The sequence below is a fragment of the Streptomyces sp. NRRL S-337 genome (assembly GCF_000720175.1).
Classification (GTDB): domain Bacteria; phylum Actinomycetota; class Actinomycetes; order Streptomycetales; family Streptomycetaceae; genus Streptomyces; species Streptomyces siderophoricus.
Genome location: NZ_JOIX01000133.1, coordinates 1 through 21,448, shown reverse-complemented (window position 1 = coordinate 21,448; position 21,448 = coordinate 1). Strand labels below are relative to the sequence as shown.

Below are 21,448 nucleotides of genomic sequence, written 5' to 3'. Positions count from 1 at the left end.
CCAGTTACCCGTGGCGAAGCCACGGTGCAAGCGAACCACCTCGCTTCGCTCGGTGGCCTGACCCGCTCCGCGGGTCAGGCTGGGGTGCTGCGCACCCCAGTTACCCGTGGCTTCGCCACGGGCCGGCCCTTCGGGCCGTCAGATCCCGCGCTCCGCTTGGGATCTGATTGCGCTTCGCGCAACGGGTCGCTTCGCTCCCCTTGGCCTTCCGGCTCCGCCTCCAGGCCTGCCCGCTGACGCGGGCTGCTGGCTACCGGGGCGGGTGGCTGCTGAGGTCATTGCGCATGGCGGTGCGGAGTTCAGCGAAGTGCTCTTCCCAACGGTCCCTCAGGTCGAGGTAGCGGGGCTCGGTGTGGAGTGCACCTTCCTCAATCAGGTCTCGTAGATCTCTCAAGGCCCGGAAGGCGGCGGTGGATGCTTCGATAACGGATTGCGGGGAGATGAGCGCTACCTGGTACCGCAGTTCGTAAGCGTTGCCCTCTTTGAACGCCTCGATGGCCTTGCGAGCCCGCTCCTCGGGTGGCATATGGGCAGAGCGTGCGGCCAGTCGGAGATGATTCCTGGTGCTTGCCAGGGCGGCAAGGTAGTCGGCGTAGAGCTGGCGCCGGGCGTTGTGCTCACTGTCCTGACGGGTGCGCTTTGCGCGGGACAGGTCAGCGGCAAGGGTCGCCAGAACACCGATCACCGCGCCTACTACCGTGCTTATCAGAGACCCCCATTGCATCCGGCGAGGCTAACCGTAGCGAGGTGACGCTGGGGTGTCATGGGGTGCTACTTACCTTTGCATCATTCTCATTGCCGGATAGGCTATGGAATGCGAGACAGCCACCGCTACAGCGGTCGGATGCCAGCGAACGGGCGAGATCGTTCTGAAGGGAGCCAGCATGCCAAAGGTGGTTTTGCGGGCTCATCAGCGGGAGGCCGTGGACGCGGTGCGTCGTGCACTCGAACCGGCTGCGGGCTCACGGGTGCCTGCGCGTGGGCTCCGTACGCAGGTGGTTATGGCGACCGGCTCGGGCAAGAGCCTCGTCTCTGTGCGCAGCGCAGAGGAGCTTCGGGCGGGCCGTGTGCTGGTGCTGGTGCCCTCGCTGGATTTGCTGGCCCAGACCGAGGTGGCGTGGCGCGAGGGCGGCCGTAGAGGCCCGATGATCGGGGTCTCGTCCCTGCGCGGGGACGAGGTGGTCTTCCCCAACACCACAGATGTGGACGAGCTGGTCGACTGGGTACGCCCGTTCGACCGCGTCACGGTGTTCGCCACGTACGCCTCGCTCGGGCTCGGGACGCTGGAGCGCGCACACAAGGCCGGCCTTCCGGGCTGGGACCTGATCGTCGTCGACGAGGCGCACCGCACCTCCGGACGGATCGGCAAGCCCTGGGCGCACGGCGACCTGAAGGTGCCGTTCACGTACCGCGTGCCCGGCGGCGACGACCAGGCGGTGGAAGCCGAGGGGTGGCCGGCCTCGCTCGCAGGGTTCCCGCTTGGGCAGTGGGTCGCTGACGCGCGCCGGTTCTACGCCCGCGGTGACATGGACGAGGACCGAGTCGAGCCGCTGGAGAAGCTGGGCATGGTCTGGAGCCACTTCGATGTCGCGTGGGAGGAAGGTCTCGCCGCGGCCCGTGGGTGGGCCGAGGTGAACGGGCACCTGCTGGCCCCACTGGACGCCACGCACCAGGGCTACCGGGTCGGGATCTGGCTGAAGAACGCGCGGGCCGCCGCCCGGAAGGCCGCCCAGATCGAGCAGCGGCGTGCCGAGGGCCTGCCCGTGGAGTCGTCGGCCGGGGCGCTGTCGGACGAGCGGCGCGAGCAGCTGGAGGACATCGACCCCTCCTGGTGCCCGGCCTGGCCCGTGGAGTGGCAACGCGCCTTCCACCTCGTCCGGCTCCACCTGAAGGCCGGCCGTACGCTGCCGACCGAGCCCGGCGACGTCGTACACCAGGGCGAGGACCTCGGCCGGTGGGTACGCTCGGTCCGGCTCGGCTGGGACAAACTCACCACCGCGCAGCAGTGGATGTGTGAGCAGGTCCTCGGGATCGAGCCCGCAGCCGAGGACGAGAAGCCGAAGCCGCGCCGCACGCAGGCCGACAAATGGGCGATGAATTACAAGGCCGCCCACCAGTTCTACGAGCGCGAGGGGCACCTTCGGGTGCCGAGGAAGCACGTCGAACGGATCGTCGGCGAGGACCAGGAGGAACGGGAGCACAAGCTGGGGGCCTGGATCGGGAACCAGCGGAGCCGGGCCGCGACGCTGTCCCCGGAACGCGTGGAGCAACTGTCCGCCATCAGCATGCGATGGACCTAGCTCAGGTCTGCAGTCGGAATGACCATCCCGAGAGCAACACCGGGCCAGATGCGAACGCAGCAACGCAGCAGCCCGCCTCGGGCGCACCGGAAGGTCGCGGGCCGGTCGTTCACTACTCAACATCTCCTCCACCCCCGCGTTCGCGAACTGTTCGATACAGACGCCCGCATGCATACCTGAGCATCAGCCGTCGCCCCGCTCACCTCACGGAGGGAGCCGAAGCCGCACTTCGGCTCCCTCCGCCCCCTCCCAAGCATCGAAGTCGTCCATTCCCATGGCTGGGCAGCAGGGGCCGCGCCTTCATGCCATTCCGCCACCGGACGATGTTGGCTCGGCCCGGCGGTCGGTGCACTGCTCACCGTCGGCGAGATTTCCGCGAGGGTCGTTGAGGCACCCAGAACAAACAACCTCCGTGGAGCCGCATGCCGTACGGTGCGCTCCATCGCGGGCAGGGGGCCCGCTGGAGTCTGGGGGACGCCATGCGCCCATCTCGCCACGCCACTGCGTTCGCGATAGCAGCGTTAGGCATCACGACGTTTGTAGCCGGCTGTTCGTCGTCGCCAGAAGCACCTGCGGACCGGCCACACTCGTCAGTACCGAAGCGAGAGAAGGCTACAAGGCCGCTCCAGAAGCAGGGCAAGGCTCCGGTCGTTACTGTCGGAAAGACGGCTTCTTACAGTGCTGCTAATGGCACTACCGGGGCAAGGACGACCTTTTCTGTCACCTTTCACGCCGCCAAGTACGTGACACCGTCGGAGATCAGCGCAGGGAAGCCAAAGGGACGATATGCGGTGATCACCATCGAAGTCACCAATACTGGCAGTAGAGATGGCTCGTTCCATCCATACGGCTTCATGAAATGGGAGGGCGGAAGTACCCTGACGCAGGGGGTTGCCACGCTGTACTCGACTGGTACCCAGCGCGTCGATTCGACGTACCACCCTGGAGAGGCCGTAACCGGTGACATCGTCCTTGACGTGCCACGCAAGGGCGGAAAGGTCAGTTACTACGAGGGAACGGGAGCGGCATCGCTCACCTTCGTGATGCCCTCGAAGTAAGGCCGGACGAACATCTCGCGCATGGCAACGTTCCTCTGCGGCTGCCGCGTGTCACCGCGCGGCTCACCCCAGGAGGTCGCGCTGGAGGGCCCGCAGCGCTTCAGCCTCCTTCATGAACCATCCGACCATCGTTGTGCGGAGTGGGTGAGCAAGCGGATCTCGGGCATGTGACTGGCGGAAGGCGAGGCGACATGTGGCAGTGGCCGAACCGAGGGCAGGGAATACGCATGGAGGGCTCGTTAACTTATAAGCACTTCACCCTTTTTCGACACCTGGTAGTAGTCAACTGCCGGGAATTCCAGTTTGAACACCATTCCATACTGCCTGCGTATCTCGGCCACCGTCTTCTGCGCCGGTTCGTGCAGGCACCGTGTGACCGGCGGATCACCCTTCATGCAGGGAGCCGGCTCTTGCAGCAGGCGCTTCTTGCTGCTGCGTACGGTGTCCCATGAAAGGGTTTGCGAAGGGGAGAAGACCTGGGCCGGCTCCTGCGCGTCCGGGCCCGATGGGTTTGGACCGTGGCTTCGGTAGTAGTCGACGAGGCGCCTGCGATAGGAGTCCTGGCTGAACGGGATGGTGTCCCCGGCCGTGCCCTGGGAGGCGTAGTGGTCACCGGCGGCGAAGATGCCGTGCAGAGTGTCTCCGATGCGGTGGGGGTCGGCGCCGTAGTAGGCGGTGACGCGAAGGGCACAGCGGATCTTGTACTGGTCCTTTCCGTCCTGAAAGAACCACTGTTTGGCTTGTCCACCTGAGCAGATGTCGTCCACGGCGACCAGGGCCAGGGTGAGGGGGGTCTCCTTGCCATAGGCCTCTGCGATGGACCTCAGCCGTTTCTCTGCCTTGTGACGCGACTCTTCGGCCTGCGCGCTTCCTGCGAGTCTGCGTACCTCTTTGGGGCTGGTGGCGCGGTTTTGGGAGGAGCAGGCGGTCAAGGCGAAAATGAGGAGGACGGAGAGAATCCCGAAGATGCGTCGGACGGCGTCACGTAAGGCGGCTGCGGCCCTCTGCGCCTGTTTGGTGTTCATGGTGTCATTGTCCCAACGTGCGTGTGTCAGCGGGGATATCGGCCAAGCCGACATCGGAGCGCTGCTGATGTGGAAACGGCTCAGAGCCGATACGCCCTGGGCCGCCGACCTCATGGCGCTCGCGGACGCCGATGTACGCCGCGTAACCGCCGTGGCCACGACCGCCGCCCAGGACACCACTCTCAGCCGCAGCTCGGCAGCACATGCCGGTCGAGCAGCCCTGGTCTCACTGCCGGGTTTCCGTAAGGGTGACGCCCTCGCCTCCGCCGTCCTCACAGCAGCCGCACCAGGCCGCATGGCCATTTACGACCGCCGAGCCCACAGCGCCCTCCACACCCTCGGCATCACCCTCAGCCATGCACCCGGCTGCTACAGCCGCTACAGCGAAGCAATCGGCCAGCTCCTGGCCGCCGCCCCAGCCCCCGTCCGCGACTGGACACCACGCGCCATGGACACTGCCCTGTACTGGCTCAACCACCCCACCAACACCCCGACCAGCGCATAGAAACACTCAGCGAACCAGACCACCAAGCAGAGAAGCTGACCACAGCTGACCAACACTCACTCCACCTGACAAAACGTCAGCCCAGCACACAGTCCAAGTCCCATTCCCTCCAGCACCGAGCCATAACAACCCACGCTTGAAGCGCTACCACCGCCGAGCACGAAACTGATCAGCCCAGGTCAACCCACGAAAAACTGATCAGAAAAACCGCCTCTGGACAGCAGGCAACTCGCCGACCTCGGACTGGAATGGACCACGTAGCGACGCAAGTTGGGCAGTGGCGCCGTGACGGTGCGGATCATGTGGTGGGAAGCCCGCCGCTGATCTGGTGGAGGGCCCGCATCCGGCTGCGGGCCTCCTTGCGAGCGGATGGCTCCTGAGGGGGTTACGACCCTGCGCGGACAGCGCGTCGCCGTGCCCACCAGGACGGCTGCGGTGCGGTGGCTGCGTTGACGGCCCGGCCGAACGCTTCCAGGGCCACTTCCAAGCGAGCGGTGTTCTCCACGTCGGTCAGAGCGTTCAGCAGATGCTCGGTGGCGGTGACGACGGCCGGGTCGGAGCAGCGCATGAGCGGGGCGCCGGCGGTGGCGGCCCGGGTGAGCGGTTCCCGTACGGCAGCTGCGTTGTGCTTGCTGGCCATCCGCTCCCGGCTCAGCAGCTCAGCCCGCACGCCCGAATCCCACCTGGGCGCTTTGCGCGTGGGTTCCGCCGGCGATCCGGGCCCGGGCGGCGCCGTCGGCAGCGGCCATCACGGCCAGCAGGAATGAGCGCGCACGCTCGGCTGGCCCGTCCCACAACAGTCGGTTGGCGGCGACTGCGGCCTGAAGTTCCACCACTGCCACCGTCATCGCATCCGCCTGTACCCGCAGGGCTCCGATCTCGGCCTGTTGGTCCTGGCGGTTGCGGGCACGGCTGGTCAGCCATGACGCCAGGACGGCAATGACCGCCCCGGAGAGGAGCGAGCTGTTCATCAGCTCGATCAACTTGTCCATTCCCGCAGGCTGGACGTACACCGGCTTCGGCGTACGACTCGTTGCGCACCTGACGCACGACACGCACGCTCCTGTTGCCGAACCGCGTGCCAGTTCGGGGCCTCTTGCCACGGCGGCGGCCTCGACGGCACGACCGGCGAGGCCGCCGTCGTGGCGGCGAACTTCACCGCCGCCATCCAGTCCGCCTGCGAGGCCCGCCCCGGTCGTCCTCCCGCGCACTTTGACGGGCGCACCATGGACAGATGGCTACCCTGAATGGTCCAGAGCAGGGTCGGCCGCTCCGGCCGGTGGGCCGCGCTGAGGCACAGTGGCTGAGGCGATGAGCTGCGTGACACGATCGGTGAGGCCCGGTACGTCGCCGTGGTTCTGGCGCAGCGGGTGCGTGTCGCGCACCGGGCACAGGTGTGGGTGCGCCCTTGGACACAGCGGGTGGGGCGAGTACGCGCATGCCGAGTTCGGGATCAGCAGGGCGCAGGCGTACCGGTTGATCGGCAGTCTCAGGCGTCGCCAGGCAGATCTCCTCCCAGTACGGCGCGGGCTCGTTCCAGAAAGTCCTGATGCATCCGCCGGAGATGGTCGGAGAGTGCCGCCCATCTCTCTTCATCAAGATCCATGAGGGCTTCGGTCCTGCCGCTCTCGGCTGCGGCTGTCGCGAGCTGGTCCAACGCGTTCACCTGGTCGAGGGCACATCGGACGGCTGTCTCCGCTGCGATCGCGACGCTTGTGGGGCCCTCCAATGCTATGAGGTTTGCTTTTTCCCTCAACTGCCATGCTCGGTCCCTGAATCGTTCGACGATCGAGTTTGCTCCTGATGGGCCGGGGCCTGCCCAAGCGGCAGTCAGGTCGCGATACAGGCCGTCAAGCTGGTTGAGGAACTGCAGATATACATCGCGACGAAGCTCCCGTCGGCGCGCTGCTCGCTGCTCGCCGCGATCCAGCTCCGCCTGCCTCTCCTGAACTCCCAGTTGCCTGTTCGTCGTCCTCGCGGCGGCGAAAGCTGCGAGGCCACCACCCAGCAGCGTCGACGATGCCGTGATGAGCGCAACTGCAACGGTGTCACTCATGGATCGCCAGTCTGCCCGGTCAGGGACAGGCAAGAAACCCGGTTCCAAGAATGCGGTCAACGGTCGACACAGAGCTACCGTCGTAACGGGCTGGTCGAAGTCGCCACCCGCAAGTGTCACCGCGGACGCGATCCGGCCGATGCGGGGCCGGCCAGGTCCGTGCCGCGGGATCCGCAGGCCCTCCGGCACGTGGCCGAACATGGGGCTGTCGGCCCCTTGCTGGCGCGGTTGGATCTCGCGAACATCGCGTTCCGGACTCTGCCGGCTGTCTCTCTTGCGGGGCTACCGTCCGAACTGGTTCATCACGTCAGTGCACAGGCAGAAAAAGAGCGGCTCCAGCCCAACGCGGGCTCGAGCCACCACCACAACTACCGATCACCATCCCGCCGGCCAACGAGCCCGCTCAACGCCACACCCGCAGCAGCGACGCTGGCCGCACTGCCGGCTATCTGAAAGACCTGCACCAGCGACGGAAAGAGCAGCGACAGTGCCCCGCAGCCCACCGCTGCAACAGCCAGTGCCGCCGCCGCTGCTGGGCCACGCGAACGGCGCCCGGCCGCGGGCGGCACCGCAGTCGGCGGCATGGAGCCGACCTCGGAGAGCGCTGCCGCACCGGGGGCAACCGCATAGGCGGTCGCTGAACCCCCGTAGGCCACCGCGTAAGCCGTCACCGGCGACGGGCCATCGGAGGGCGCCTCAAGGTGCGTAGGAGGAACGAACGGCGCCGGTACGGGAACAGGCACCGGCGGGGCCATCAGATCGGGTTGAGCGGGCGTCTGACGGTTCGTAGGGGTGATTGTCATGGGGCTCTCTCTCGATCGTGGTGCTGTGTGCACCGGCGGCGCACTCTGGTGGTGCGGGCGGGTGCCACCCTCGCCGCGGTCTCCGAGCCGATCCAGATTTCGCGAATTTGCCGAACTGCCACGTCAGAGCGGGCTTTCGTCGAGATTCGCGAGCATTGGACAGCAGGCTCAGAGGTGCTGCTCGTGGATGGCGGGAGCACCATGCAGGACCCGCGAGTTAGCCGCGCAACTCCGCGATCGAGCGGGGTGCCGAGAGAATTGCGCCTTCCACAGCCCGTCTTGCCGGCACGGGATGATGACCCGCTCCTCCCCAGTGGCAGAAGGACTTCCTGCCATGACCGGCACCGTCTCCGGCGGGGCCCCTGGCAGTGCAGGGGGCCTCTTGCCGTTCGGCCGCGTGTTGGCGTGAGGCGGTCTTGTGCCGCCGCTCGCGCCTGGCTGAGGCTTGGCTGATCACACACCAAGGGGGGGTCCTCGATGGGACGTTTCAAGCCCCAGAAGCAGCGCGGCAACCAGCAGCCGCCGCGTCAGCGGTTCCACATCGACGACCGCGCCGTCAGTCAGGCGGAGATCCTGGCGGCCGGGGAGCAGCTGAGCAACGACGTCGACGACCACGGCCGGCTGCTCTTCATGGACTCCCCCTCGCTCGGTCTGGGGCAGGTCGCTACCGGCATCGACCCGGACACCGGCACCGTGCAGACCACCGACGGCGAGGACCCGATAGGCGACGACAAGTTGTCGGACACCTTGCCCCCACGAACCCGACGGTCAGCCAACGCTCTGAGGAAAACGACAGATCGGTCGGACGGAACCGCTGACAAACCGTCTGGACACCGGCCTGAGTCCGCTGGTCACAACGTCGGACCGCGACAGATCAAATCGGAATCTACACAGCAGTTCGAGAGTCACCTGGCTACTGGCGCGGACCCGATCTCTTCACGAATCGACGGTCCACTTCAACCGGGGCGAGTATTCGAGGGTGTTGCGGGAGTACGTGACAGTCGTGACTTTCCGGTCCTTCGGTACCACGAAGGGTACGCACAGGGTGTGGTCCTCGCCCTTCCGCCAGGTGGTGTTGATCTTCTCAGGCTGACAGTCGGCGGGCCTGCTCTTCAGGGCTTCGATGAAGGTCAACGGTGTCCCCTGGCGGCCGCCCTCGGAGAGCAACCCGACCCTGTCCGTCGTCACCGTGGGCCCGCTGAGCGGGGTGTCGCCACCGACCAGCTTCGCGTTCACGTATACCCACGCCAGTGTGGCCCCGTTGTACTTCTTCTCCTCGTCCAGCTCGTCCAACTCATCGAGGTCCGAAGGTTTGCCCATGACGACACGCTGCGGCGTGATGACGAACTTGCCGGGCTTCATGTCGTTGTCCCGGACTTCCTGGGCTTCCGGGCTTGGCTGCCCCAGCTTGAGAGCGGCGCGGGGCCTTCCGGCTCCGTTGGTGACGCTTTCGCTGGTCGCGGCGTCGGCGGGGTGAATCGCGTACTGAATGGCCAGGAACAGCACCCAGGCCAAGGGGATCAACGCCCCCAAAGCGGCGGGTCGTCGGCGCAGCGGTACTCCCGGATCGAGCTGCTGGCCGGGCTGCCCTGGAACCGGTGGTGGGAGCTTGTTGAGCTTGGCTCTGACCGTGAGATTCGAGATCAGTGTGAAAGGGGTGAAGGCAACCAAGGAGAACGGGCTCCACCAGCCTTGCCAGAGTGTCTTCCCAGTCATCTCGCGCAGCACGGCTGTGCCGCAATTCCGGCAGAAGGGGCCCTTCAGACTCAGGAACCGCATCATGATGAGAATGCCCTGGTGGCCGCGAACGGTCACGTCCGCAGCAGGTATGGCGCCACAGATCCGACAGGCCGGATGCGGGCCACCTGCCGGGACCTGTCCCCAGGCGGTCGGTTGCTCGTAGCCCTGTGCCTGCCACTGCCCCGAGGCCACGGGCTGGGGAGGCTGCGCAGCGTGTTGCCCGTAGCCGGGGGGTTGTGGCGTCTGCTGCTGGACGGGCTGAGGAGCTTGGGACGGGTCCGGCTGCGGCTGCGGTTGCGACGGTGTCGCCACTGAAATCCCCCGATTTCCTTGAGATGGCAGAGTCAGGAAGAGGACGGTCGGGTGCCGGTTGGCTCATACAAGCTCATGGCGCCATGAGGGTGGCCCATCGAATCGGCATGTATCGCGGTGCCCTCGACTCCCGTGCGTCACACGGTGAACTCGAAATACTAACCTCGATCTTTCGTGACGGTCCGTCGGTTTCTGCGGCGGGCCGTTTCGGTTGTTGGGGTGATTGCGGGAGCGACGCTGGCCCACCTGCCGCGGGCTGGACTGGTCGGTGCTCGCGGCTATCGGCAAGGTCGAGACCGACCACGCCCGCCACCCCACTATGCGCTCGCCCGCGGGCGCGGTGGGCCGATGCAGTTCCGTCCGGCCACGTTCGCGGGGTGGGCTACCCGGTCCCACCCGGCGGAGCCAACCCACCCAGCCCCTGGGACGCCACCGACGCGGCGTATGCGTCAGCACGGATACTGTGCGCCAACGGCTCCAAGACCGGTACCAGCCAGGGGCTGTATGGGGCGATCTACTCCTACAACCACGCCGACTGGTACGTGCGAGAAGTGCTCGCCCAGGCCAGGCTCTCCGCGACAGCGCAGCCCAGCGGCCCCGGGGCGAACGTCGACGGACCCTCCAATGCGATCGTCAAGGCCGCACTCACCCAGTTCGGTGTCCCCTATGTATGGGGCGGCGGCACCATTACCGCAAGCCCGGCGGAGGCTTCGACTGCAGTGGTCTGATCTCGTACGCCGTCTACCAGGGGACACCACCGCATTCAGCGGTCAGAAGTTCGATGCCCTGGCCGCGCACGCCAGTCAGGGCGAGAACATCTTCTTCCTCAAGATGGGCAAGGAGAGGTTCAGCGAGCTGATGAGCATGGAGACCTTCGTACGCGTCAAGGACGCCACCGGCACGGCCGTACCCGAGAACGATCTCTTCGCCGGACTGCGCTGATCCGACCGTCCCGCTACCACACCACCAAGCACGTCCTGCACTGGTCGATCTGGCGACGCCGCCAACAACACCAAGCCCGCCAAAGCCACTACAAACAACGAGGCCACAGTCCATAGAGCCGTGACCTCGTCACCACAAACGCAATTGCACTACTAGGCGTCACGCCAGGACGGCAAGAGCTCGTCGAGGAGGGCCTCGGTGCGGGGTGGGAGGCTACGGGCGCCGCCGCTGTGCTCGTGATTGCGGGCGATGAGCGATGCTGCTGTTGATTCGAGCTCGGCCGTATCGCCTGTGGCGTGGGCGGCGCGTAGAAGTTCGTTCCAGAGTCGTTCGTCCGTCGGCGTGGTGGTCAAGGCCGTATTGAGGGCGTTGAGCGCTGGTGTCGGGTTGCCGGCCTTCAAGTGGTGGGTGGACAGGGCCAGTGCGACGTCTGCCACCAGTAGGGACAGCTGGGCCTCGATGATCTCGTGGGAAAGCCAGGTGTAGCGGCCCTGTGGGCGGTTGGCGAGCAGGGGGCCGCGGACCAGTGCCAGGGCGTCGTTGAGCAGGCGTTCCCGTATCTGTGCGTTACTTGCGCCTCTGCCCGCGGTGGCCTCGTAGTGGAGGGTGCGGAGCACGTCGAGGTCGGAGACGACGGACGGCGCGAGGGCCAGCCGGCCGGTGGTGTCGGTGCCGAGCCGCGGGGTTCCGTCGGGGTCGCTCCCCAGCCAGGTTCGCAGGCGTTCGATGAGGGCGTCACGGACCTCTTCGGTCACGCCGCGGGGCCACAGTCCGGAGGCCAGAACGCGCGGATGCACTCCTTCGCGATGGAGCAGGAGCATGACCAGTGCCTCGTGGAGAAGCGAGCTGTGCTCGGCGTCAGGTGCGTCGAGGCCGGTGATCTCGTAGGTGCCGACCAGCCGTGCGTACACCGCGGGTCGTCCGCTCGAGGTGATGTCAACCATGAACTGCGGGGTGCCGGGGTCCGGGTCGCGGTCGTCGTCGGGTGCGGCGCCGGCGAAGAGCTGGACCACGGCATCGTGCTGGGCCTGGGGCAGGAGCTGTGCTTGCAGTTCCAGGTCGAGGGATGGGGCCAGGAGGCGCCCGTCGGGGGTGATTTCGAGTTTCCAGGTCGCGCCTGGCAGGCCGTTCTCCTCGGTGGCGGCCAGGTAGCTGATGCCCAGTCGGCCGGAGTCGGCAGCGAGCTCGGCGATCTTCGCTGCCTGATCCTCGGTCGGCTGTGCGGCGAGGAGGACCAGGTGGGGCGCCCATTGGGTGTGCTGTGCGGAGCCGGTGCGGCCGGTGAGTACGGAGTCGTGGCCCGCCGTGGCGAGGTCACCGCGCCGCTCCCGGGTTTCAGCGTCCATGGTTTCCAGGAGGGCTCCGACGTCGTCGAAGTGGCTGACGCGGGTGGGGTCGAGCGTGGTGAGTTCCGTGCCGAAGCCGACGAGGGTGACTGTCATTCGGTCCGACCAGCCGCTGGTGGCGAGTTCCGCGGCGACCGACGTGAGGACGGCACTCCGGTCCGCGTGCGTGCCGGTGAGTGAGACGAGTCCGGGGACGGCTTCGAGGTTCAGCAGCAGGCGCGCGCCCTCGAGGCTGCCGAGGCTGACCAGGCCCGGGTAGGGGGCGGCAGTGCCGGTGTCTGTTTCGTGCACCGGGATGTCGGCCCGTTGGATGCGCCAGAACGTCTCGTTCTGGCCGCGCTGCCATGGCGCTGGGGGCTTACCTGCGGGATGGGCGAGCTGGAGGTTGAGCTCGCTGTCGGTGAGCCGGGCAACGTAGACGGTCGGCAGGGTGCGCGATTCGACGGTCAAGGCGGACGCCAGTCCCCTCAGGGCATGGTCGAGATCGCGTACGGCCTGCAGGTCAGCCCCGACGAGCAGCGCATCTTGGGTATCGGCGGCGACACCCGTCGGCCGGCGAAGCTCCGGGGTGCGGCCCTTGGCGCCCATGGCGGACTGCCACGGGGCCGTGCGGCTTCGGCGGCCGAGCGCCGCGAGCAGGCCGGCGGAGAGCAGCGGGGCACCCATGAGGGCCTCGGGGAGGCCGGAGGGAGAGGTGGAGGACGGCGAATTGGGGCTGGCGTTTTCGCCATCGGCCTGATTCCCCGGATCGCCCGGGATGGTCAGGCTGATGCGGTGGCCGGGGTTGAGGCGGATCGGGAGGCCGGTGGCGGCGAGGTGACGGCCGATGGTCTCTTGCCACTGGTGCCAGGTGTCGGGGGCGTGGGTGGGGTGGGTGAAGGCCGGGATGTAGCGGCTGCCGTCGTCCTCGACGACGGTGTAGAGGCCGGTCTGCCCCTCCTGGGCGAACAGGATGAGCGTGGCGTCGCGGAAGGCCGCGAGGAGTTCCTGCTCGCTGCCATAACCGGTGACGGCGCGCTGCAAGGCTTCGTCCAGGGCGGTGACAGGGGGCGGAAACTCCAACGCCATCGGCGACGGGCGGTAGTTCTGGTTGTGCGTGAACGAAACGAGCTGGCCGGAGCTGTCGACGGACCAGCCGCCGACGATGCCGTATGGGGGGACGGCGCCCTCGGGGTTGAAGTACGGGTCGATCGCGTACACGTAGCCGCCGCGCTGCTGTGCGGCCTGGGCACGCAGAGCCTCGGTGACCGGGGGAACGGCGGGGGCAGAGCTGGACGGGGTGGTCACAGCGACTGGCTCCACTGCTCTTCGAAGGCGACCTGCTCGGCGACGGTGGCCAGCGTCTCGCGGGGTGCGGGTTGGAATGTCTGGATGCGATCGGCGCTGGTGGGGCGAAGCCCGGGCCTGAGTCGGTAGACGAGGAACCCCCCGGTCCCGCGGCACATCCCGGAGGGCCAGGTGTCGCGACGCGAGCCGTTGACACCCAGGAGCCACCCCTGGGGTTCGATCTGCTCGCGGATGCGGATGAGCGCCTCGAAGCAGTCCTCTGCCCGGCCGGTGACATTTCCCCAAGGGCCGTCGGCGGTCACGGTGAAATCGTGGTTCTCGCCTTCCCAGCGCAGGACGGCGTCGGCCTGCTGGTCGCCGTTGAAGGCGAGAACGTCGAAACGGTCGGGGACCAGGTAGCCACTCATCGGGTCCATCCTTCGGGCAGTTGACTTGGGGGCGGTGATTCAGGGGCGGGAGCGACGGGCTGTTTGGGGATATGAGGCTCGTAGTGGGGGTTCGGCATCCATTCTCCCTTGGTTCCGTCGGGGAGGATCTCCCAGGCCCCCTTGATGTGCTTGCGGTCAATTCCCCCGGCGAAGGCGATCTCCTCCTCATCGGTACTTGTTGTGCGGCAAGGTCTGGTTGACGTCGATGCCGCCGGGAGCATCCACCTCGTAGCGGTATTTGGTCAGCCAGTTGGCATCGGCATCCTTGGTGGTGCCCACAAAGGCCGACGCCTGGTTGCCCTCCACATAGCCATGAAGGTCTGCGTTGGACGGGTCGCGTGGATGGAATCCCTGGTCGAAGATCTCGTCGGGATTGCGGTTGTCGTTGCGGTACAGCGGCTCGTGGTCTTCGCGCCACACCAGCTGGTGGCTGATGCTGTCGACGTCGACACGGAGCCGGTTGCTGTTCCGCAAAACAGTGACGGAGGGTGGCGTACGGAGTCAGGCACAGGGTGGCGGCAGGCAGGTACTGCTGCCAGCTCGGCGTGGAGGGGGCGCCTTCCAGCTGTTCCGGCGAGGGCTCGGCCGACTCTTGGCTCCCCCTCTGATCCAGCATCTCGTCGAGCTTTTCCCGTACCTGCTGGGAAACGCGGGCCGCCATGTCCTCGTAGAAGGAGTCGAGCAGGAGCAGGCCGGCCACCTCGTCAGGGAAACACCTGGCGTAGTGGCGCGCGTAGGCCCCACCCAGAAAGTGAGGCGTCGACCCGGCGCGCGCGGCCGTCTTCGGTGAGAGCTGCGGCGCGCTGATCAGCGCGCTGACGGCCATCCGGGCCAGGGAGGCCGGCCTGGAGCTCAAGGCGCAGGTGCTGGTCAACCCCGCGGTCGACGTGACCGAGACGATGTTCGACCACCCCTCGATCGCCGAGTACGCGTACAACCCGACCCGGGCCCTGCCGCAACTGCAGCTCATCCAGCGGCTCGCCGTCCCGCCGGGAGCCGACGCCGGCGCAGTCTCGCCGCTGTACGCGGACGACCTGAGCGGGCTCGCCCCGGCGCTCGTGGTGGTGCCCACCCAGGATGCGCTCGCCGACTACGGCCGCCGCTACGCCGAGCGACTGCAGGCGGCCGGGACCTCCGTGCGGCTCACCGAATGCCGGGGAGCGCGACACGCGTTCCTCACCCTGCCCGGCGTGGAACCACAGGCCGAGGCCGCCCAGGCGGAGATCCTCGCGTTCCTCCGCGCGGCCCTGGAAAAGTGACGGAGGAACGATGCACTCCACCCTTGGACCGACGGCCCAGCAGTCTCCCGACTGGGCCTCGGCTGCATGAGCATGACCGGCACGTACGGCCCCACTGACCCGCACGAGGCCGCGGCCACCCTGCTGGAGGCCCTCGATTCGGGCGTCACCATGTTCGACACCGGCGACTTCTACGGCGACGGAGCAAACGAGGAACTCCTCGGCCAGACCCTCGCACCACACCGCGACCGCGCCGTGCTGGCCACCAAGACCGGCGTCCGTCGCACCGCCGACGGCCCGGTCCCCGCCGGCTCGCCCAACGATCTGCCGCGTGCCTGCGAAGCGTCCCTGCGTCGGCTCCGTACCGATCACATCGACCTGTACTACCTCGCCCGCATCGACCCAGCCGTCCCCGTCGAGGAGTCCGTCGGCGCACTGGCCGAACTGGTCGCCCAGGGAAAGGTGGGCCACATCGGCCTGTCCGAAGTCTCGGCCGCCGCCCTCCGCCGGGCCCACGCCATCCATCCGATCAGCGCCGTCCAGACCGAGTACTCGCTGTGGGAGCGCCACGTCGAAATCGACATCCTGCCCGCGCTCCGCGGTATCGGCGCCACCCTGGTCGCCACCCCGCCACGGCCTCACCATCTATCACGCACCAACTCGTATGTGAGGCGAGGAAGAGTGCTATTCCAGCTGCCACAGCCGCACCGTGCGATCCGCGCTGCTGGTGGCGAGGAGTTTGCCATCCGGGCTGAACGCCACCGACAAGACGGAGCCGGTGTGACCGGTGAGGGGCTTGCCCAACTGTTTATGAGTGGTCACATCCCACAGCAGCACTGTTTTATCCTTGCCTCCCGTGGCGAGGACTTTGCCATCCGGACTGAACGCCACCGACAAGACGGAGCCGGTGTGACCGGTGAGGGGCTTGCCCAACCGTTTATGAGTGGTCACATCCCACAGCCGGGCCGTGCCATCCCAGCTGCTGGTGGCAAGGACTTTGCCATCCGGGCTGAATACCACCGACGAGACGGCGCCGACGTGGCCCGTGAGGGGCTTGCCCAGCTGATTGTGGGTGGTCACGTCCCACAGCAGCACTGTTTTATCGTTGCTTCCCGTGGCGAGGACTTTGCCGTTCGGGCTGAAAGCCACCGACCAGACGAAGAGGGCGTGGCCGGTGAGGGGCTTGCCCAGTTGCTTGCGTGTGGCCACATCCCATATGGAGGCTGCGTATGCGGATGCACTCGCCTCGCCCTTCGCGCTGCTGGTGGCGAGGAGTTTGCCATCCGGGCTGAACGCCACTGATAAGACGGCTTCCGCATAGCCAATGAGCGGCTTGCCCTGTGTACGGGTGCTTACATCCCACAACTGCACTACTTGCCCGAAGCTGCTACTGGCAATTAGCTCGCCGTCCGGGCTGAACGCCACTGAACTGATTACGCCGGTGGGGTCGGTGAGTGGCTTGCCGAACTGCTCGCGAGTGCCCACGTGCCATAGTCGTAGTGTGTCCCTGCTGCTGGTGGCGAGGAGTTTGCCGTCCGGGCTGAACGCCACTGACGAGACTGTATCGGGATGGCCGGTGAGTGCATCGAAGGCTTGGACTTCGGGGGCGGAGCGGGTGCTTGGCGTGGGTTGAGGGCTGGTTGGTGTCTGGCTGGTGGTTTCGGGACCACTCATGTCCGTAGGATCGTCGTCGCCCCTGGACTCGTCCCGGGTGGCCAGGATTCCAGCAGACATGCCGCCCAGGGCGGTGATGACGGCGCCGACCATAACGAAGGTGCGTCGTCGGAGGATCGGCCGAGGGCTTGCATTGCCGGAACGCCGGCCCGGGCGTGGCCAAGCGGTGGTCGAGGCGGGCCGTTTCGGGTTCCCGCGGTCGGCTGTGGCTGGGGCGACTTCCCGCGACTGCCCCTGGCCGGGGCTCTCCGGGTGCCGCGGTTCCGGCGTCCAAGACCTGGCCGGGGCCTGGCTGGGGCGCTCGGCCGCTGGCGGAGCCGAAGTCGTGGCCACGGGTGGGGCAGCGGGCTTCGTAGTCGGTTCAGGGCCCGGCGGGTGATGGGCTCGGTTGCGGACCCATGCCCGTGTGGCCGCCGCGTTGTGGCCGAACTGTTGGGGCAAGGGCCGGCCGCGCCGATGGAGCCGGAGGCGTACGCGCCGCCAGATGTCGTCGATGCTGAGCGTGGGCCCCGCTCCGTGGATGCCCTGTTCCAGAACGTGGATCAGCTCGCCCGTGAAGTCCGGGTACCTGCCGGGCGGCGTGAAGGACGGTTCCGTTCGGGCCGCGGAGGTCAGCACACAACTGCCGTAGTCGCCCTGATCGCCTACGTCATCGTCTTCGTCCTCTTGCTCGTCCAATAACCGCGCCAGACTGGGACGGTCCACGACGGAGACGTCGCCCCCCATGCTGATCGCAAGACCGCTATAGCAGCAGTCCAGCACCGTGATGCGGCGGCTGGCACGGCGTCCAGCGCCGGTGATCACGCGGCGCAGTGACGGATACTCCAGGGTCCCGATCTCAAGGTGCTCATCGTCGGCGTCTGCCAACGCCAGGTACAACTGTTCGGCGCCTCGGTCACGCAGTCCGTGCCCGGCGAAGTAAACGATGAGGGTGTCGGTCGCGGCCTCGCCAGCGTCCCGGACTGCTTCGAGTAACTCGTTGGCGGATGCCTGCGCGTGGAGAAGGGTGACGTTGCGGCGGGGCAGGCCCCAGACCCGGGGATCGCGTAACAGCTGCGCCAGCCTGCGGGCCCCGAGTTGCACACCCGGCAGGGGATCCAGCTGCCGATAGTCGTGCACACCGATAAGTACGGCGCGGCTGGCTCGTGGATCAGGCAGCGCCACCGCCTGTTTCCCCTCCCTGGGGCGCGTTCGCTGCTGGCGGTACGACCGGTGGCGCTGACGGAATGTGGGAGGTCTCCTCGTCTTCTGCCTGCGCGGCGTTCAACGCCCGCATGACCCTGGCGGCATCCTCCGCCGTGCCTTCCTCGATGATGATGCGGCTCTCGCCGTGCTCCACGATCAGTCGCGCGGCTGACCCCACCCGACGAGGCAGCGAGGCGCGGAAGTGTCCGTAGACCGTGATCAAATCGGTGGCTAACGAGCCAGAGGCGACAGCCAGACTGATCCAGCTCACGAGGTCTGCCGACATCCTCCCGTCACTCGGCGACGAACGGCCCCGACGGATATCGGCGTGCCGACCGAGCCGACGGTCCTCGACAAGCCAGTCCGCGAACGCCCCTGTCCAGTTAGCAGGGTCGCCCGGAACTTCGGCGTGCGCCACCCTGACCCGCAGTTCCATTGGCCGTGGCCCCCTGGTCTTCTCGGCGTCGCACTGAACCAGAGTGCAGACGCCCGCCCACTACGCGGCGCAAGCGCTCCGCGGCAGCCCCAAGCGTAGGGTGAAGCGTGATGCCATGTCCCGGTATCTGCGCGAAAGAGCTGCCTCACGCGAGATGACCTTTGGGTGCGGCTCATCTCGCCGCGTCGCTGTGCAAGGCGCGCACCGACATCACCGCGCGGTTGAGTCGCTGGAGGAGCCGCAGGCGGCCAGGGTCAGTGCGAGAGCCGCTGCGGCACCGGTCGCGGCGATCGCGCGGCGGCGCGCAATGAGACGGGAAGAGGTGATCATCGAAGCTGGGGTCTTTCAGGGTGGGCGCACCACACCGGTGGCGCGCGGAGAGGGCAGGACACGGTGCCGGTCCCGGCCGGTGGCCGGGCTTCGGCGGGTGCCTGTCACGTCCGCGCAATGCACGCCTGAAAACACGAACCGCTGCTGGAGTACTAAGCGCCGAGAGCCGGCCCCGGCCCTGGAGCACGAGCCCCCGCCGCGGCACGATCATGCTCCCCGAGAGCTGTCGTCCCCCGCCCCGGACGGGGCCAGGACCGCCGCCGCCAAGTGGTCACGGAACCAGCGGTGCCCGGGATCGGCCCCGTTGCGGGGGTGCCAGGCCATTCCCAGGTCGAGGGGTGCCAGGTCCAGGGGGATGGGGAAGGTGCGCAGGCCCAGGGCGGAGAGGGTGCCGGGGAGCCAGTCGGCCAGGGTGAGCGCCACGAGGTCGCTGTCCCGGGCCAGCATCAACGCGCTCGTATGACTGGGCACCACGGCCGCCAGCCGGCGCCGCAGTCCCAGTTCGGCGAGCGCCCGGTCGATGGGCCCGAGGCGCTTGCCGAGCCGGGAGATGCCGATGTGGTCGGCCGCGGCGAAACGGCGGGCGTCGATCCGCCGGTCGAAGAGCGGATGACCGCTGCGGGCGACGCCGACCAGCGTCAGCTGGGTGAGCCGTCGGGTGCGGATCTCCGGGTCCAGGTGTCCCAGGACGCCCAACTCGACGTCCACCCGGCCCTGCCGCAATGCCGGGCCGCCCTCCAACGCCTCCGGCAGGAAGACCACGTCCACGTGCGGGGCCTCCGCCTTGATCCGGTCGGTCAAGGTCCCGGCCAGCCGCACCAGGAGCAGGTCGGTGGTCTGCACGGTGAACGTGCGCTGAAGATGCACCGGATCGAAGCCGGCTCCCGGCCGCAGGACATCGTCGAAGCCGCGCAGCAACGCGCCTACCTCCTCCCGGAGTTCCACGGCGCGCGGGGTCGGGACCATTCCCTGGCCGGCGCGGACCAACAGGGGGTCACCGACGGCACGGCGGAGCCGGGCCAGGGTGCGGCTGGCCGCCGCGGGCGACGTGCCGAGCCGTTCCGCGGCGCGGGTCACGCTGTTCTCCTGGAGCAGAGCGTCCAGTGCTCTCAGCAGGTTGAGATCCATTGATACCGCCCATGAACTGCACTTTTACGGCTGGTGCAACTAGTCGCTGCCCATCTTTGCATTGCCGCGGAAACCTCGCGGACCGAGAGTGGAGGTGTCCGCGAAGCCGGAAGTCGCGTGACTCCCACCCACCCCCTGCGGACTTCACCCTGCCTTTTTTGAGTCCTACCAACCCTTTGAGGAGCCCTCTGTGCAGCACTCCCCTCGCACCGGCCGGGAAGGCGACGTTCTGGCCGTGGTAAGTCAGAGCGGTCCGACGGTCTCGTTCTTCGACGCCGCCTCCGACCGGCATCTCGGTACGGTCGACGTCATCGCGGAGCCCCATGAGTTGTGCTTCGACCCGACACAGCGACTGCTGTGGTGCACCTCGACCTATCACTCGGGCTACTACCACGCGAACAGCGGCCGACGCACCGAAGTGACCGTCATCGATCCCGACACCCGCCGCATCGTCGAGGTCATCGACCTCGCCCCGGAACACGCGCCGCACGGGCTGGCGCTGGACCCGGTGCGTCAGCGTCTCTACGTCAGTGTGGAAGGCTCGACGGACCGGCCCGGCGGCATCGTGGTGATCGACACGGAGTCCCGGAAGCCCCTGGGCAGGATCGACATGGACGCGCCGGGGCCGCACTGGTTCGTCATCGACCCGGCCGGCAGGAGGGGGTACGCCACCAACAAGGAGGCGCCGTTCGTGTCGGTCGTCGACCTCGAACGGGGAACCCTCACCGCGCAGGTCGAGGTGCCGGGCAGCGAGGGAATCGCCGTCTCCGCCAATGGCACACGCGTCTACGTCGCCTCGCCCTACGCCGGTTCGCTCTTCGCCCCCGCCGACGAACGGCCGGCCACCGGCATCCGGGTCATCGACGCCCGGACGGCCACCGTCGTCGACACCCTCCCGACCCAGGACGTCGTCATGCCGGTGCACCTGACATCGACGGGCAAGCTGCTCGTGGGCGAGCTGCGGGTGCAACCCGACCCGGCGTCCCCGCTCGGCCGCCCCGCGCCCGGTCGCCTCAAGGTGTTCTCCGCAGACACCCACCAGCAACTGGGCGAGCTCGAAGTGGGCGTCTTCCCGCTGACCCTCACCTCCTCGCCCGACGGCCGCATCGCCTACGTGGCCTGCGCCGCCTCGTCCACCGTCCACCTCGTCGACCTGGAGACCCTGACGGACCTGGCCCGGCTGGACATCGCCAAACGCGGCGAACCCGGCGCCCACGGCATGGCCTACATCCCGCGTCCGTCCTGACCCTGGCTCCTCCCGCCCCCGAACAGCACGAGGTGAAGGAGGGCAGCTGGCCCGGTCACGTCGTGGTGATCCGTTTCCCGGGGATCGACGAGTCACGCGCCCAGTGGGACCCGCCCGCCTACCAGGAGATCGCACCGCTGCGTTCGCGGCACATCAAAGGCGACATCATCTTGGTCGAGGGCGTGCCGGAGGGCTACGACCCCCGTGCCACGGCAAAGGCCCTGCGGGATTCCCCTCCGGCTGAGTAACCGCCGATCGGCCACCGTGCCGCGGGACGCCGGCCCCCTTGTCGGTGCCGTGTGGAAAGCTCGTCGTCGTCGTTCGGTCAACGAGTCGAACATGCGGTACGGCAAGGGGGGTTGCCTGTCATGGGCGTGAGCGTGTCTTTCATCGCGGCGACGGCGGAGGA

General features: G+C 67.6%; 17 protein-coding genes and 5 pseudogenes. 9 read left to right on the top strand and 13 right to left on the bottom strand.

The genetic code is table 11. The features are described 5' to 3' along the window. Nucleotides 1-250: 250 nt before the first annotated feature. Entirely contained in the window at nucleotides 251-685 is a 435-nt protein-coding gene (locus IG62_RS0140165; protein ID WP_234326944.1) for a hypothetical protein, read from the bottom strand. 199 nt (nucleotides 686-884) lie between these two features. On the opposite strand from IG62_RS0140165, the gene IG62_RS0140160 reads away from it, so the two are divergent. Together IG62_RS0140160 and IG62_RS49375 are read left to right on the top strand one after the other, a co-directional pair. Beyond that, nucleotides 885-2,300: a helicase associated domain-containing protein gene (locus IG62_RS0140160; RefSeq protein ID WP_078872525.1), complete on the top strand. Its 1,416-nt coding sequence runs from the start codon at nucleotides 885-887 to the stop codon at nucleotides 2,298-2,300. 422 nt (nucleotides 2,301-2,722) lie between these two features. Next, nucleotides 2,723-3,358, top strand: a complete 636-nt coding sequence (locus IG62_RS49375; protein WP_078872524.1) for a DUF4352 domain-containing protein — start codon at nucleotides 2,723-2,725, stop codon at nucleotides 3,356-3,358. A 239-nt stretch (nucleotides 3,359-3,597) separates the two neighbouring features. Here IG62_RS49375 and IG62_RS0140155 read toward each other — a convergent pair whose 3' ends face one another. Beyond that, nucleotides 3,598-4,383 carry a hypothetical protein gene (locus IG62_RS0140155; RefSeq protein ID WP_030815999.1) on the bottom strand — a complete coding sequence of 262 codons (786 nt, stop codon included), beginning with the start codon at nucleotides 4,381-4,383 and terminating at the stop codon, nucleotides 3,598-3,600. Between the two features lie 67 nt (nucleotides 4,384-4,450). Here IG62_RS0140155 and IG62_RS0140150 point away from each other — a divergent pair, with 67 nt between their 5' ends. Continuing rightward, the gene (locus IG62_RS0140150) at nucleotides 4,451-4,888 is read left to right on the top strand and encodes a hypothetical protein (protein ID WP_234326942.1); all 438 of its coding nucleotides are present in this window, start codon (nucleotides 4,451-4,453) and stop codon (nucleotides 4,886-4,888) included. A 385-nt stretch (nucleotides 4,889-5,273) separates the two neighbouring features. Here the strand turns inward: IG62_RS0140150 and IG62_RS0140145 are convergent, their stop codons facing one another. The 5 genes from IG62_RS0140145 to IG62_RS48100 all read right to left on the bottom strand — a co-directional run bounded on the left by IG62_RS0140145 (nucleotide 5,274) and on the right by IG62_RS48100 (nucleotide 9,562). Next, nucleotides 5,274-5,558 (bottom strand): hypothetical protein, encoded by a 285-nt coding sequence (locus IG62_RS0140145; protein ID WP_030815991.1) that lies wholly within the window; start codon nucleotides 5,556-5,558, stop codon nucleotides 5,274-5,276. Beyond that, a complete protein-coding gene (locus IG62_RS0140140) occupies nucleotides 5,548-5,880 on the bottom strand; it encodes a hypothetical protein (protein WP_030815989.1) in 333 nt (110 codons plus the stop codon). Before IG62_RS0140140 ends, IG62_RS0140145 begins: the two co-directional genes overlap by 11 nt. A gap of 497 nt (nucleotides 5,881-6,377) precedes the next feature. Next, a complete protein-coding gene (locus tag IG62_RS47605; protein WP_158795192.1) occupies nucleotides 6,378-6,944 on the bottom strand; it encodes a hypothetical protein in 567 nt (188 codons plus the stop codon). A gap of 1,256 nt (nucleotides 6,945-8,200) precedes the next feature. Beyond that, the gene (locus IG62_RS47600) at nucleotides 8,201-8,362 is read right to left on the bottom strand and encodes a hypothetical protein (protein ID WP_158795191.1); all 162 of its coding nucleotides are present in this window, start codon (nucleotides 8,360-8,362) and stop codon (nucleotides 8,201-8,203) included. A 321-nt stretch (nucleotides 8,363-8,683) separates the two neighbouring features. Then, complete coding sequence (locus IG62_RS48100) at nucleotides 8,684-9,562, bottom strand: hypothetical protein (RefSeq protein WP_199812591.1); 879 nt, start codon at nucleotides 9,560-9,562, stop codon at nucleotides 8,684-8,686. 614 nt (nucleotides 9,563-10,176) lie between these two features. Here IG62_RS48100 and IG62_RS47595 point away from each other — a divergent pair. Beyond that, entirely contained in the window at nucleotides 10,177-10,527 is a 351-nt protein-coding gene (locus IG62_RS47595) for a hypothetical protein (RefSeq protein WP_158795190.1), read from the top strand. A gap of 22 nt (nucleotides 10,528-10,549) precedes the next feature. After that, a pseudogene (locus IG62_RS45825) lies at nucleotides 10,550-10,741 on the top strand (GlcNAc-PI de-N-acetylase); the annotation flags it as partial. A 152-nt stretch (nucleotides 10,742-10,893) separates the two neighbouring features. On the opposite strand, the gene IG62_RS47590 reads toward IG62_RS45825, so the two are convergent. The 3 genes and pseudogenes from IG62_RS47590 to IG62_RS50365 form a co-directional block, all read right to left on the bottom strand. Further along, complete coding sequence (locus tag IG62_RS47590) at nucleotides 10,894-13,374, bottom strand: type VII secretion system-associated protein (RefSeq protein ID WP_051799238.1); 2,481 nt, start codon at nucleotides 13,372-13,374, stop codon at nucleotides 10,894-10,896. Then, nucleotides 13,371-13,781, bottom strand: coding sequence for a hypothetical protein (locus IG62_RS47585; protein ID WP_051799236.1), 411 nt, complete (start codon nucleotides 13,779-13,781; stop codon nucleotides 13,371-13,373). Before IG62_RS47585 ends, IG62_RS47590 begins: the two co-directional genes overlap by 4 nt. Further along, nucleotides 13,778-14,222 (bottom strand): annotated as a pseudogene (locus IG62_RS50365) (scabin-related ADP-ribosyltransferase). Before IG62_RS50365 ends, IG62_RS47585 begins: the two are co-directional and overlap by 4 nt. Before the next feature lie 335 nt (nucleotides 14,223-14,557). On the opposite strand from IG62_RS50365, the pseudogene IG62_RS0140105 reads away from it, so the two are divergent. Continuing rightward, nucleotides 14,558-15,061, top strand: a pseudogene (locus IG62_RS0140105) (alpha/beta hydrolase fold domain-containing protein); the annotation flags it as partial. Between the two features lie 66 nt (nucleotides 15,062-15,127). Beyond that, nucleotides 15,128-15,592: pseudogene (locus IG62_RS45820) on the top strand (aldo/keto reductase); the annotation flags it as partial. Between the two features lie 132 nt (nucleotides 15,593-15,724). On the opposite strand, the gene IG62_RS43580 reads toward IG62_RS45820, so the two are convergent. The 3 genes from IG62_RS43580 to IG62_RS0140085 form a co-directional block, all read right to left on the bottom strand. After that, nucleotides 15,725-17,878 carry a caspase, EACC1-associated type gene (locus tag IG62_RS43580; RefSeq protein WP_051799231.1) on the bottom strand — a complete coding sequence of 718 codons (2,154 nt, stop codon included), beginning with the start codon at nucleotides 17,876-17,878 and terminating at the stop codon, nucleotides 15,725-15,727. Next, nucleotides 17,865-18,335, bottom strand: a complete 471-nt coding sequence (locus tag IG62_RS49370) for an effector-associated constant component EACC1 (RefSeq protein WP_030815966.1) — start codon at nucleotides 18,333-18,335, stop codon at nucleotides 17,865-17,867. Before IG62_RS49370 ends, IG62_RS43580 begins: the two co-directional genes overlap by 14 nt. A gap of 537 nt (nucleotides 18,336-18,872) precedes the next feature. After that, complete coding sequence (locus IG62_RS0140085) at nucleotides 18,873-19,793, bottom strand: LysR family transcriptional regulator (RefSeq protein WP_030815963.1); 921 nt, start codon at nucleotides 19,791-19,793, stop codon at nucleotides 18,873-18,875. Nucleotides 19,794-19,983: 190 nt separating this feature from the next. On the opposite strand from IG62_RS0140085, the gene IG62_RS0140080 reads away from it, so the two are divergent. Next, nucleotides 19,984-21,039, top strand: a complete 1,056-nt coding sequence (locus IG62_RS0140080; RefSeq protein ID WP_030815960.1) for a YncE family protein — start codon at nucleotides 19,984-19,986, stop codon at nucleotides 21,037-21,039. A 23-nt stretch (nucleotides 21,040-21,062) separates the two neighbouring features. After that, a pseudogene (locus tag IG62_RS0140075) lies at nucleotides 21,063-21,287 on the top strand (DUF1330 domain-containing protein); the annotation flags it as partial. Between the last annotated feature and the right edge of the window lie 161 nt (nucleotides 21,288-21,448).

What these genes read in the sequence shown, in the direction of transcription:
- IG62_RS0140140 (WP_030815989.1), bottom strand. Translation starts at nt 5,880, where the DNA reads ATGGACAAGTTGATCGAGCTGATGAACAGCTCGCTCCTCTCCGGGGCG.
- IG62_RS0140160 (WP_078872525.1), top strand. Translation starts at nt 885, where the DNA reads ATGCCAAAGGTGGTTTTGCGGGCTCATCAGCGGGAGGCCGTGGACGCG.
- IG62_RS49370 (WP_030815966.1), bottom strand. Translation starts at nt 18,335, where the DNA reads ATGGAACTGCGGGTCAGGGTGGCGCACGCCGAAGTTCCGGGCGACCCT.
- IG62_RS47585 (WP_051799236.1), bottom strand. Translation starts at nt 13,781, where the DNA reads ATGAGTGGCTACCTGGTCCCCGACCGTTTCGACGTTCTCGCCTTCAAC.
- IG62_RS0140150 (WP_234326942.1), top strand. Translation starts at nt 4,451, where the DNA reads ATGTGGAAACGGCTCAGAGCCGATACGCCCTGGGCCGCCGACCTCATG.
- IG62_RS47605 (WP_158795192.1), bottom strand. Translation starts at nt 6,944, where the DNA reads ATGAGTGACACCGTTGCAGTTGCGCTCATCACGGCATCGTCGACGCTG.
- IG62_RS0140085 (WP_030815963.1), bottom strand. Translation starts at nt 19,793, where the DNA reads ATGGATCTCAACCTGCTGAGAGCACTGGACGCTCTGCTCCAGGAGAAC.
- IG62_RS49375 (WP_078872524.1), top strand. Translation starts at nt 2,723, where the DNA reads ATGCCGTACGGTGCGCTCCATCGCGGGCAGGGGGCCCGCTGGAGTCTG.
- IG62_RS0140155 (WP_030815999.1), bottom strand. Translation starts at nt 4,383, where the DNA reads ATGAACACCAAACAGGCGCAGAGGGCCGCAGCCGCCTTACGTGACGCC.